Origin of the sequence: Enhygromyxa salina (assembly GCF_000737335.2) — a bacterium.
Taxonomy (GTDB): Bacteria; Myxococcota_A; Polyangia; order Nannocystales; family Nannocystaceae; genus Plesiocystis; species Plesiocystis salina_C.
This window is the reverse complement of record NZ_JMCC02000019.1, coordinates 1-11,761: the sequence shown is the minus strand read 5'-3', so window position 1 is coordinate 11,761 and position 11,761 is coordinate 1. Positions and strand designations below refer to the sequence as shown.

General features: G+C 67.3%; 10 protein-coding genes. 3 read left to right on the top strand and 7 right to left on the bottom strand.

Features of this window, described 5'->3' with window-relative positions; genetic code table 11:
* Positions 1-122: 122 nt before the first annotated feature.
* Positions 123-1,394, bottom strand: coding sequence for a cell division protein FtsA (gene ftsA, locus DB30_RS09070; protein ID WP_240480195.1), 1,272 nt, complete (start codon positions 1,392-1,394; stop codon positions 123-125).
* A 25-nt stretch (positions 1,395-1,419) separates the two neighbouring features.
* A complete protein-coding gene (locus tag DB30_RS09065; protein ID WP_052547866.1) occupies positions 1,420-2,469 on the bottom strand; it encodes a cell division protein FtsQ/DivIB in 1,050 nt (349 codons plus the stop codon).
* Between the two features lie 537 nt (positions 2,470-3,006).
* On the opposite strand from DB30_RS09065, the gene DB30_RS09060 reads away from it, so the two are divergent.
* A complete protein-coding gene (locus DB30_RS09060) occupies positions 3,007-3,219 on the top strand; it encodes a hypothetical protein (protein WP_052547863.1) in 213 nt (70 codons plus the stop codon).
* A 607-nt stretch (positions 3,220-3,826) separates the two neighbouring features.
* On the opposite strand, the gene ftsZ is transcribed toward DB30_RS09060, so the two are convergent.
* The 4 genes from ftsZ to DB30_RS09040 form a co-directional block, all read right to left on the bottom strand.
* Positions 3,827-5,230 carry a cell division protein FtsZ gene (gene ftsZ / locus DB30_RS09055; RefSeq protein WP_052547860.1) on the bottom strand — a complete coding sequence of 468 codons (1,404 nt, stop codon included), beginning with the start codon at positions 5,228-5,230 and terminating at the stop codon, positions 3,827-3,829.
* Between the two features lie 208 nt (positions 5,231-5,438).
* Complete coding sequence (locus tag DB30_RS09050; RefSeq protein WP_052547857.1) at positions 5,439-7,241, bottom strand: long-chain-acyl-CoA synthetase; 1,803 nt, start codon at positions 7,239-7,241, stop codon at positions 5,439-5,441.
* Positions 7,238-7,420, bottom strand: coding sequence for a hypothetical protein (locus DB30_RS09045; protein ID WP_146658341.1), 183 nt, complete (start codon positions 7,418-7,420; stop codon positions 7,238-7,240). Before DB30_RS09045 ends, DB30_RS09050 begins: the two co-directional genes overlap by 4 nt.
* 92 nt (positions 7,421-7,512) lie before the next feature.
* Positions 7,513-7,767 carry a hypothetical protein gene (locus DB30_RS09040; protein WP_052547854.1) on the bottom strand — a complete coding sequence of 85 codons (255 nt, stop codon included), beginning with the start codon at positions 7,765-7,767 and terminating at the stop codon, positions 7,513-7,515.
* Between the two features lie 137 nt (positions 7,768-7,904).
* On the opposite strand from DB30_RS09040, the gene DB30_RS41315 reads away from it, so the two are divergent.
* A complete protein-coding gene (locus tag DB30_RS41315) occupies positions 7,905-9,542 on the top strand; it encodes a hypothetical protein (RefSeq protein WP_052547850.1) in 1,638 nt (545 codons plus the stop codon).
* A gap of 15 nt (positions 9,543-9,557) precedes the next feature.
* On the opposite strand, the gene DB30_RS09030 is transcribed toward DB30_RS41315, so the two are convergent.
* Positions 9,558-9,926: a hypothetical protein gene (locus tag DB30_RS09030; protein WP_052547847.1), complete on the bottom strand. Its 369-nt coding sequence runs from the start codon at positions 9,924-9,926 to the stop codon at positions 9,558-9,560.
* Positions 9,927-9,969: 43 nt separating this feature from the next.
* Between DB30_RS09030 and DB30_RS09025 the strand changes: the two genes are divergently transcribed.
* Positions 9,970-11,697: an N-acyl-D-amino-acid deacylase family protein gene (locus tag DB30_RS09025; RefSeq protein ID WP_052547845.1), complete on the top strand. Its 1,728-nt coding sequence runs from the start codon at positions 9,970-9,972 to the stop codon at positions 11,695-11,697.
* Positions 11,698-11,761 lie beyond the last annotated feature (64 nt).

Sequence of the window (11,761 nt, the reverse complement as noted above, 5' to 3'; positions counted from 1 at the left end):
CGTAGGTGCCCAGACAAGAGCCCCCTCCCAGGGGGCCACACATGCGACCGAGAACAACCAGCCCGTCGGGAGCGAGCGAAGCGAGTGACCTGCGAAGTGCGAAAGCGTCTGTGGGGGTAACGCTAAAACATGCTGCGAACGCGCTCGACGAAGCGGCCGAGGCCCGAGCGCCCCGGGTCCCCATGCCGAACCGGCGCCGAGTCGAAGTGCATCTCGACCGGCTCGTTGCGCGCCCCGTACAGCACCAACCCAACCCCGGTCGCAAACTTCGGATCTTGGATCACGCTGGCAAACCCGCCCTCGGTCAGCCCGATCTCGCGGCCGTTCCCATCGGCGTAGACCGGGGTCCCCCGCCGCACGGGCATCTGAAAGATGTCCTCGGCGATCTCGGTCATCCCAACCATCTGCGCCGCGCCGCCGGTCAACACCACCCCCGAGGCCGCCAGCTCCATGAACCCGGAGGTCAGCAGCTCTTGGCGCGCGAGCTCGAGGATCTCCTCGACCCGCGGCTCGATGATCTCGGACAGGAACCGGCGATGAAACTCGCGAGGTGGCCGCGGCCCCACGCCCGGCACCTGGATGATCTCGTCTTGCGCGAGCAGTGACACCAGCGCGCAGCCGTGCTGCCGCTTGATGTGCTCGGACTCGTTGACGGAGGTCCGCAGTCCGTGCGCGATGTCCTGGGTGACGCGGTGCCCACCCATGACGATCACCGACGTATAGACGTTGGAGCCCTCCGAGTAGATCGCCAGATCGGTGGTCCCGCCGCCCATGTCGACCAGGACCACGCCAAGGTCGCGCTCGTCGTCGTGGAGCACCGCGTTGGCCGAAGCGACCGGCTCGAGCACGACCTCGACCACGTCGAGGCCCGCGCGGTTGCAGCACTTCACGATGTTCTGAACCGAGGTCACCGCGGCCGTGATGATGTGGGCGCGGACCTCCATGCGGACCCCGCTCATGCCGATCGGATCGCGGATCTGGCCCTGGCCGTCGATCATGTACTCGAGCGGCAGGGTGTGAATGATCTGGCGATCGAGCGGGATGTTGACCGCCTTGGCCTGATCGATCACCCGCGCGACGTCGGCCTCGGTGACCTCGCGGTTGCGCATGCTGACCTGGCCAAGGCTGGTGAACCCGCGGATGTGGCCGCCGGCGATCCCCACGTAGACCGACTGCACGTCCACGGCGGCCATCTGCTCGGCCTCTTGGATCGCGGCCGCGATGCTGTTGGTGGTGGCCTCGATGTTGACGACGACACCCTGGCGCAGACCCTCGGAAGGGCTGGTCCCAACGCCGATGACGTCGATCCCAGATGAGGTCACCTCACCGATCACGGCGGCGACCTTGGTGGTCCCGATGTCGAGTCCGACGATCACTTCTCCGACTTGCGCCATTACTCTGGTCCTCTCGCGCTTCTCGCTACTCGTAGCTGGGGATGCGGTTGCGTCGCTGGGCGCGACGCTCGGCCGGGGTGGTGTCCGCGGCCGGTTTCGCTGTGGGTGCTTGGGTCTCGTCGTCCGACTCGAGCGCGCTCGCGGCTTGGGCCAGGAGCACGGCTTCGTCGTGCTCGTTGGCGAAGCGCGCGACCACGCGATCGCGTCGATCCGGCTTGGTCTCGTTGTCGAGGTGGACGACCGCCAGATGATCCGCGCGCTCGCCAAGCGCGGCCCGCAGCGCGTCCCAGCGCGCGAGCCGTACCTCGAAGTCGGTCCGCCCCAGGCGCAGCTGGGTGCCGACCTCGGCGGTGTAGAGCGTCAGCGATCCATCGTCGCCAAGGTGCAGCTCGCCGAGCCGCGGTCGCTGCTTGGTCTGATACATGCGCACGACGTCGAGCGCCGCGACCAGCTCGGGGATCGGCTGGCCGTCTGCCTGCTTGAGCGCGCTGCGTTCGATGCCAGTAATGATCGGCAGCTCCGCTCGCTCGCCGCGCTCGACCACCTTGAAGGGCACGCCTTCGGCGTTGACCAGGTAAAACCGCCCGGCCAGCACGATCGCCGAGGGCTCGTGCTCGACGACCTCGATCCCAAGCGTGTCCGGCAGGTTGCGGGTCACGGTCGCCATCGCCACCCACGGGTGGGCCGCGACGCGCTCGCTCAGCTCGGCGAGGTCACACGCGAGGATGTTGGTGCCTGGCTCGATCGCCAGCAGCTCGCGCAGCTCGTCGTCGTCGACGTGCGCCGAGCGATCATAAATGATGTGCTGGACCTCGAAGCGGGTCGACGTGGTCGCGTACTCGTAGACCTCGCGGCCCGCGATCAGCAGCCCCCACGCCACCGCCACGGTCGCGCCGAGCTTGAGCGCGACCAGGCCCACGCGCCGCGGCCACTCCCGCGGCTCCCGATGCTTGACCTCGGCACGCGGTGAATTCGAGGCCTGGAGCTTGCGCTGACGCCGGGCGAACAGCTTGGTCAGCGCCGGACGAACGGCCCCGAGCCGAGCCCGAAGCCGCTCGCTCGCAGATCGCTTCACAGCCGCAGGTGCCTCGCTACGCTCGTTTCGCGGCTGTTTACGCTTGTTGTTACGCGCCCGCATCTGGCCTCGCGCCTGTGCTCGGGGCACCGGCCGACGTGCTGCGGCGGGCTGCTTGCTGCGCTGGCGGGCTCGGGTTGGGGTCGTCACGGGATCTCTCTGCGCGCCCTGGGCTCCTCTTCGAGGAGGCCAGATCGGCCGCTCATCTGCGATAGCCGTGTCTCGGGGATTTCCCAAAAAACCGGCGCGCGGGCCCTCTGGTGGCCCAGGGCGCCTGTTTGCGTGCGCAGTGACGACCGCCGTCACTCGGCCTCACCACCCCTTCCCCAGTGCCCGAGATCTGCCGAATTCCGAGAATTGCCTCCCGGGGGTGCTCAAAAACCTTCAAATTTGTCCGAATTTGGGCAATTTTCGTGTTGTCAGCGGATCCATCTCCCATACAATGTCCGCGTTCTCGCTCACAAACCTGCGAGATCGGGCACCTACAGCCCACTTTCCGAATCCCGTTCCCAACGAAAACCTCCAGGAGACAGAACAATGGCAGCCAAAAAGAAGACCGCAAAAACCAAGAAGGCCCGCGAGATCGTCGTCGTCGGAAGCAAGGTCAAGGACGTCGTCCGTGCCGCCGGCTACCGCAGCGACGGTGAGCTCGTCCAGGCCGTGTCCGAGAAGGTGCACGAGATGCTCGAGGCCGCGATCAAGCGAGCCGAGAGCAACAAGCGCGGCACCGTCCGCCCCTACGACCTGTAGGCGCCCCCACGCGCAAGCGTGACCAAACGACCCTCTGCAAAACCAGAGGGTCGTTTTCAATTTCATTACCCCCACAGGCGCCTTCGCACTACGCAGGTCACTCGCTTCGCTCGCTCCCAACGGGCAGGCTGTTCGCTACCGCATGTGTGGCCCCCTACAAGGGGGCTCTTGTCTGACCATCTACAACCACAGAGCGGCGCTCCATCTTCTCATCTGGTTTGCGGGCCAGCGAACCAGGATCGACACGTTGTTGGAGCGCCATCCGGTGGCTACAGATGGTCAGACGAGAGCCCCCTTGTAGGGGGCCACACATGCGGTGGCGAACAGCCTGCCCGTTGGGAGCGAGCGAAGCGAGTGACCTGCGAAGTGCGAAGGCGCCTGTGGGGGTAATGAAAAGCGGGAGCGGACCATCATTGGCCCGCTCCCTTCCGACCGTTCCCTGAGAGCTCGCAGTGCCCTGCGAGGAGTAACTCTTGCTCGATGTGACGCCAGTCGGCCGACCAAGGACGCCACTTCGTGTGTTCCGGGCCCCTGCTAGGGGGCCACACATGCGCCCGCGCACAACCAGCCCCGAGGAGCGAAGTGACAAGACGCGTCAGTAAAAGAACTACCGGACGTAGCCGCCGCCGTCGGTCTCGCTGCGTCGGCGCAAGAACGCTGGGACTTCGCGTGGATCGGCAGCGGCTGTGTCGCCGCGGCTCCACCCGCCGCTGACGCCCGGGTTGCGCTGGTAGGGGCCCGACTCCTGCGCCTGCACCGGGGGTGCTGGCGGGGGAACGCGGGGCTGTGACTGGTTCGCGTTCGCGTACATGGGGTTGACGCTTGGCGCGGGCATGGGCTCGCGGCGGGGCTGGACGGCCGGGGGCTTGGCCGACGACGGCTTGGCCTTGCGCTGCAAGGTTCCGCTGAACACCTGCGGGGGCTGCTGGGGCATGCCGCCCATGCCAACGACCGGACCCATGCCGGGCATGGGAATCTGTTGCGACTGCCGACGCACGCGATGCACGTGGGCCGCGATCGCGTTGCCGAGCACCTCTTCTTCGGGCTCGTGCTGATCGAAGCCGGTGGCGATCACGGTGATCCGCAGGGTCTCGCCCATGTTGGGATCGACGACCGCACCAAAGATGATGTTGCAGTCCTCGTGGGCCGCTTCCATGATCAGCGACGCGGCCTCTTCGACCTCGTGCAGGCGCAGGTTGGGACCCGAGGTGATGTTCATCAGGATGCCCTTGGCGCCCTGAATCGTGACGTCCTCGAGCAGCGGGCTGTTGATCGCCTGCTGCGCCGCGGCCACGGCCCGGCCTTCGTCACCAGCGACGCCCATGCCCATCAGCGCGCGGCCCTGGCTGGCCATGATCGTGCGCACGTCGGCAAAGTCGACGTTGATGATGCCGGGCACCGTGATCAGATCGGACACGCCCTGGGTCGCGTGCTGCAGGACCTCGTCCGCGAGCGCGAACGCGTCCATCAAGCTGGTGTTGGCCGAGGTGACGTGCAGCAAGCGATCGTTCGGGATCGTGATCAGCGTGTCGACGGCCTGCTCGAGCCGCTCGATGCCGATCTCGGCGAACTTCATGCGCCGCTTGCCTTCGAACGAGAACGGCTTGGTCACGACGCCCACGGTCAGGGCCCCGCACTCGCGGGCGACCTGCGCGATGATCGGCGCTGCGCCCGTTCCGGTCCCGCCGCCCATGCCCGCGGTCACGAACACCATGTCCGCGCCCTCGAGCATCTCGCCGATCTCGTTGACGCTCTCGAGCGCCGCCTCGCGGCCACGCTCTGGGCTTGCGCCGGCACCAAGCCCGCGCGTGACGCGACGGCCGAGCTGCATGGTCAACGGCGCGAGGTTGCGCTCGAGTGCCTGCACATCGGTGTTCGCCGCAATGAATTCGACGCCTGGGACCTTCGCGGCGATCATGGTGTTGACGGCGTTTCCACCGGCCCCACCGACGCCGATCACTTTGATCTTGGCTTGGTCGTTGAAGGCATCCTCGAGTTCGAAGTGAGCCATTTTGATAATTCCTGTGGTGGGATCGCGGTCCCGGGTTGGCCCGCTGCTCGCGGGGGAGTGGTCGGTGACATCGCTCTACCGAGGGCGCGGATCGCTGGCAAAAAAACCGAGATTTTGATCAGTGTGATCATGCGTGTCCTACATTGTCCTACCCCAGTCGGGCTCAAACCACACGTGATTTGTGCCCAACCTCTCTCTGTCTACCCCTCTAGACCGGCCAGGCGCCGTCGCGGAGGGCCTGGGCGCGCTCTGGCGTGAGCGGCACGTAGGTCTGGGCCGCGCTGTCACGCAGCAGCAGCGGGTCGCTGACGCGCTCGAGATCCCAGGCTTCGTCGCGCAGCTCGACCTTGGTGTGCTTGAAGGTGCCGGTCGTGCTCAGGCGCTCGACCACGCGCAAGAACCGGGGCGCGGCGTAGGCTGGCAGCTCGGCGGCCACGTGCGCAAACAGTCGCTCGGGCGAGAACGCGGGGGTGACCACGATCGCGGCCATGCCCGCGCGGCCCTCGTTGTGGGGGACCTCGACGCCATAGACGTTGGCCTCGAGCACGCCTTCGCACATGTCGAGGATCTGCCCGACCTCTTGGGTCGAGACGTTCTCGCCCTTCCAGCGAAAGGTGTCGCCAAGCCGATCAACGAAGTGCAGATGCCACATGCGATCGCGCGAGAGCAGGTCGCCCGTGTCGAACCACGCGTCGCCAGGCTCGAACAGATCGGTCAAGACCTTGCGCTGGGTGGCGGCCTCGTCGGTGTAGCCGGCGTAGGGGTTGCGCGCGTCGATCTTGCCAAGCAACACGCCCGGCTCGCCGGCCCCAACCTTGACCCCAAACCCGTCAGCGCCGCGCCAGATCTGACCGCGCTCGCCGTCCCAGCGGGCCAGCGCCATCTTCCAGGGCAGCATCGGGCCAACGGTGCCGCTGCGGTTGAGGATGTTGGCGGTCTCGGCGTTGCCTTCGGTCGCGGCGTAGAACTCGCTGACGCGCTCGATCCCAAAACGCTCGCAGAACCCGTCCCAGATGTCCGGGCGCAGGCCGTTGCCGACGAAGCAGCGGACCGCGTGGGCCCGGTCATCGGGGCCGGGCGGCGTGTTGCACAAGTACCGACACAGCTCGCCAATATAGATGCAGACCGTGGCCTGTGCTTCGCGGCACTCGGACCAGAACCGACTGGCCGAGAACTTGCGCGCGAGCGTGAGCCGGGCGCGAGCGGAGATCGCCATGGGCACCGCGATCGCGGTCCCGCTCGCGTGGCACAGCGGCAGGCAGCAATACACGCAGTCGCTGGAGGTCATCTGCGCGATGCCGCCGAACACGTCGCCCCCGCGGCGCAGGCGGTGGTGCTTGACGACCGCGGGCTTGGGCAGGCCGGTGGTCCCGCTCGTATAGATGTATGCGACCACGCCGTGCAGCTGCTGCAGCTCGGCCTGCGCGAGCGCGAGCGGGACGACCCCAGACACCCGCGGGTTCCAGGCCGAGAACGGCGCGTGCTCGAGATCGGGGACGTCGGCCTCTACGTCAACGAACACCCGCGCGGGGGCGACCGGCAGCGCGGAGAGACCAAGCTCGCGCACCGCAGCTAGCTCCGTGTCACCCACCAAGATCGCGGCCGGCTCGCACACGGCCAACGCGTGACGCAGCGCGGGGCCCGAGAGCGAGGGGTTGATCAGCGAGACAACGACCCCGAGCTTGGCCAGCGCGTAGAAGTGAAACAAGAACGCCGGCCGGTTCTCGAGCACCAACGCGACGACCTGCCCGGGGCGCAGATCCAGCGATCGCCACGCCCGCGCGTGGCGGTTCACCTCGGCGTCGAATGCAGCGATCGTCCACTCCCGACCCTCGAAGCTCAAGAAGCGATCGTGCGGGCGCTCGGCCGCCCACCGCTGCAGCTCGAGGGGGATGTTCTGGTGCGAGTCCGGGTCCCAGAAGAAGTTGGTGCGGGCGGCCTTGATGATCGCCCGCGTACGCGTGACGGCCTGGCCCAGCAGCGCGCTCAGATCTCGCTTCGTGTCACTCATCGATTCACCAGCCCCGGCATCCGCACCGCCGTCGTGATCCCGCCGATCACCGCGATCACCAACCCGACCCGCAGCACCCAACCACTGCTCCCAAACCCCAGCATCGTCAGCACCATACCAACGCCCAGGATGCACAGGCGCGGGGGTCGACTGCGCTCGACCGGGCACGGGCGCTTCACTCACGCGCGGAGTCTATCAGCCCTTCGCGGCGGGCCCGAGCGAAGCTGGGTCCCTCGGGCCGCACGGAGGAGCGAAGCTCCGAGCTCATCCGTCATGGGTCGAGCGGCGGCCAGTCGGGCCGCGCCTTGCGGTACAGATCATCACCCCACATCAGCCGCGCCAGCGCCATCTCGACCTGCTCCTCCGCGTAGTCGGGGTGCCGGCTGCGGATCCCCGCCCGCATCATGTGGCGGGTGAATTTACACAGCCGCGCCCCCTCTTCGATCCGCTGCGACGGCGTCATCCGACGCAGACGCTCGCGCAGGATCTCCGCCGCTTCTGGCGAGGTGTCCGAGTGAGACAGCATGGGTGCAGCATACACGAGCGGATCGAGCTTTTTTTGCGAAGCGTTGGCTGGACCACTGCGATGCCCAGACGCGACATGCGAGGCTGGGGCCCATGCCTTCCAGCTCTCGTTCGTTGCGCCTGTCTCTCGTGCTTCCCATGGCCCTCCTCGCGCCGCTCGCCTGCGGTGACGACGGCGGCGGCGACGATGCGCTCAACGACGCCGGGGAGACCGGCGACGGCGACGGCGACCCAGCCGGCGACGGCGACGGCGACGGCGACGGCGACCCAACCGGCGACGGGGACGGCGACCCAACCGGCGACGGCGACGGCGATCCGGCGACTGGCCTGCGCGTCGATCTGCTGCTCAACAGCAACGTGATCCGCGAGGCCAACAACGGCGGCGAGCTCACGGCTGCGTGCATGCTGTTCGAGGACGGGCTCCCGGCCGCGGTCCAGCCTGCGTTCGAGTACGACGTGACCCCCGTCGAGGGCGTGATCGACAGCGGCAACAGCTGGGCGTTCGAGAGCTTCGGGACCTGGACGATCGGGTGCAGCACGCAGGTCGACAACCAGGATCTCACCAGCGAGCGCGAGTTCGCGGTGCTCGACGACGCGATCGACTCGCGCCTGGCCGACGTGGGCGCGGCCCTGGGTACCAGCAGCTCCAGCCTCGCAGCGGTGCTCGCCGCCGACGGTGGCGCCGACCAACTCTTGATCGACGCGATCACGACCCTCGCCACGGTCGAGCCCGCGCTCATGGACCCGGCGCTCGACCTCGCCGGCCTCGACGACGTGCTGGTCCCGCTGCCCGGCGGCTACCCAAGCGACGCCGCCCTCGACAACGCGGGGATCATGGCCAACGCCGACGACGCCGCCCTCGCCAGCGCGCTGGACCAGGTCAACGCCGCTCTCGATCAACTGGTGGCCACCTACGCGAGCTTCGATCCCCAGGCCGATCCAACCGAAGCGGACCTCGAAGCGCTCGAGGCCGCAGGCGCAACCCTCGATGCCGCGCTCGAGGCCGCGATGGCGCTTCAGCCCACGGCCCACGGCCTGCTCGCCAACCGCCAGAGCTTGGCCGCGTCGATCCGTGACCACCTGTCCCCTGCCCTGCTCGCTATCAATGACTATGTGATCGCCCGCGCCCAAGCCGAGGCCGACGGCCTGTTTGGGTTCGCGCCGCCGGATCCCTTCATTACGTCGCAGTTCGGCCTGATCGGGCTCACGCTTGGCATGTTCAACCAAAGCTACATTCGCGTGCGGCTGATCAACGACTGGTACGGCGACACGATCAAGCAGCTCGACAAGAGCATCAACAATTTGATCTTGTCGGAGCTGATCGACTACGTGCTGCCGCCCAACCCCAACGGCCCCGTCATCGAGCTGTTCAGCGCCAGCGCCAGCGTTGGGTTTGCGGTCCCGGGCTACGACACCTGGGCCTACGGCTCAAACTTCAACAGTGATCCCAACTTCAACCTGTTCATCATCCTGGGTGATCAGTGGCAGGGCGTCGTCGATCAGATCTTCGGCGGCTGCGGTGTGTCAGAGGACAACTCGGTGCCCGAGAACATCGAGGCGGTGACCGACTGCATTGACCAGATCGAGATGGCCGTCGACTCGGCGATCAACTACTCGATCGACGTGATCGAGCCCGGCCTGCTCGGCGATCAAGACGTCCACCTCGGGCCATTCCCCGCCGTGTGCGAGGGCTTCTTGCCCGTTGCGACCCTGGTGATCCCGGTCAACCTCGCGGTTGGGCGCGGCGAGACCTGGCAGACCAACTGCTTGCCATGATCGCTCCGGCGCCGGCTAAGGCCCGCTGGGGTCCATGTCGTGACAGCCGTCTTCGTCCTGGAAGCCATCAAAGTCTTCTGGGTCGTTGGGGCACATGTCGTCGACGTCGCGGACCCCGTCGCCGTCGTTGTCTGGATCGTTGCAGTTGTCCTCGTCCATGAAGCCGTCGAGGTCCTCCGGCCCGGTCGTGCACGGGCCCGTGTTGGGCGTGTTGGCCGTGTTGGCCAGCCCGGGGTCTGAGTCGCCCTCGATGTACAGCCACGGCTCGGAAGCTGGCGGTGGCTCGGACTCCGAGCTGCCCGCGGGCGGCTCGGAGCTCGCGCGCGGCCGACAAGCGGCGAGCCACATGAGGCCAACGAGCGACATCAACCACCAGCGCGTCATCCAGGCATGATGCCATGGCCAGGACCGTGATAGCGTGCCGCCCATGGAAGCCCCCAGCTTCGACCTCGTGATCCGTGGTGGCACCGTCGTCGACGGCACCGGTGCCGCTCGACGCCGCGCCGACGTCGGCATTCGTGACGCCAAGATCGTTGCGATCGATCCCGATCTCCCGCCCGGCCGCGAAGAGATCGACGCGACCGGCAAGCTGGTCACGCCTGGCTTCGTCGACGTGCACACCCACTACGATGCCCAGGTCACCTGGGATCCCCACGTCACGCCCTCGAGCTGGCACGGGGTCACCACCGTCGTCATGGGCAACTGCGGGGTCGGCTTCGCTCCGGCGGCGCCGGATCAACGCAAGTGGCTGATCAGCCTAATGGAGGGCGTGGAGGACATTCCGGGCGCGGCCATGACCGAGGGCATGATCTGGGCATGGGAGAGCTTCCCCGAGTACCTCGACGCGATCGATAAACACCCACGCGCGATCGACATCTGCGCCCAAGTGCCCCACGGCGCGCTGCGGGCCTACGTCATGGGTCGGCGCGGAGCCAAGCACGAGGCCGCCACCAACGAGGATCTGGCAGCGATGGCCCGGATCGTCCGCGAGGGCACCGAAGCGGGCGCGCTGGGGTTTTCAACCTCGCGCACACCGATCCACAAGGGCATGGACGGCGAGTACGTGCCCGGCACCTTCGCCGACGAGCGCGAGCTGTTCGCCATGGGCCGGGCGGTCGCCGAGGGCGGCGGCGTGATGTTCCAGATGACGGGCAACCACGTCGACATGATCGAGGAGTTCCCGTGGATGCGGCGGCTCGCGCAAGAGGCCGGCTGCTCGGTCAGCTTCAACTTGCTGCAGACCGATCAAAAGCCTGATCTGTGGAAGCACATGCTGGGCCTGCTCGACGAGGCCGAGAAAGACGACCTGCCGATCTGGGCCCAGGTCGCCGGCCGCCCCAACGGGATCTTGATGACCTGGGCGGGCACGGCCGTGCCGTTCATGCCCTACCCCACGTACATGCCGCTGCACGGCCTGCCCTTCGCCGAGCGGCTGCCGCGGCTCCGCGACGCCGCGCTGCGCCACAAGGTCGTGCACGAGAAGCCGTTCTCGTTCGGCGAGTTCGAGGACTACATCATCTCGAGCTTCCACAAGATGTACCGGCTGGGCGAGGTGCCCAACTACGAGCCCGAGCCCGAGCACGCGGCAACCGAGGTCGCCAAGCGCAACGGCGACGTCGCGCCCGGCGTGGTCTGGGACTGGATGATGGAGAACGACGGCCGCGGGGTCGTGTATTTTCCGATCTTCAACTACGCAGAGAACAACCTCGACGCCCTGCGGACCTTGCTGCAACACCCGCGCACCCGGCTTGGCCTTGGCGACGGCGGGGCCCACTGCGGCGCGATCTGTGACGCGAGCATTCAGACCTTCATGCTCACGCACTGGGTCCGCGACCGGACCCGCGGCGACAAGCTGCCGCTCGAGTTCATCGTCAAGACGCTGTCATCGGACACCGCGAGCTTCTATGGGCTCGATGATCGGGGGCGAATCGCGATCGGCTACAAGGCCGACCTCAACGTGATCGACTTTGACGCGATGAAGCTCCACGCGCCCGAGATGATCTACGACCTGCCGGCCGACGGCCGCCGCTTCGTGCAGCGGGCCGAAGGCATCACGCACACGATCGTGTCGGGGCAGATCATTCGCCAAGCGAACGCGCCAACCGGCAAGCTGCCGGGTCGGCTGGTTCGCGGGCCGAAGAGCGCGCCGGCCTGAGCGGCGGGATGTTTTCAGCTCGGGCGAGGGCTTCTCGCCCGCTTGCCGACGCCTTCGTAGACTG

What these genes read in the sequence shown, in the direction of transcription:
- DB30_RS09060 (WP_052547863.1), top strand. Translation starts at nt 3,007, where the DNA reads ATGGCAGCCAAAAAGAAGACCGCAAAAACCAAGAAGGCCCGCGAGATC.
- ftsZ (WP_052547860.1), bottom strand. Translation starts at nt 5,230, where the DNA reads ATGGCTCACTTCGAACTCGAGGATGCCTTCAACGACCAAGCCAAGATC.
- ftsA (WP_240480195.1), bottom strand. Translation starts at nt 1,394, where the DNA reads ATGGCGCAAGTCGGAGAAGTGATCGTCGGACTCGACATCGGGACCACC.
- DB30_RS09050 (WP_052547857.1), bottom strand. Translation starts at nt 7,241, where the DNA reads ATGAGTGACACGAAGCGAGATCTGAGCGCGCTGCTGGGCCAGGCCGTC.
- DB30_RS09025 (WP_052547845.1), top strand. Translation starts at nt 9,970, where the DNA reads ATGGAAGCCCCCAGCTTCGACCTCGTGATCCGTGGTGGCACCGTCGTC.
- DB30_RS41315 (WP_052547850.1), top strand. Translation starts at nt 7,905, where the DNA reads ATGGCCCTCCTCGCGCCGCTCGCCTGCGGTGACGACGGCGGCGGCGAC.
- DB30_RS09040 (WP_052547854.1), bottom strand. Translation starts at nt 7,767, where the DNA reads ATGCTGTCTCACTCGGACACCTCGCCAGAAGCGGCGGAGATCCTGCGC.
- DB30_RS09030 (WP_052547847.1), bottom strand. Translation starts at nt 9,926, where the DNA reads ATGACGCGCTGGTGGTTGATGTCGCTCGTTGGCCTCATGTGGCTCGCC.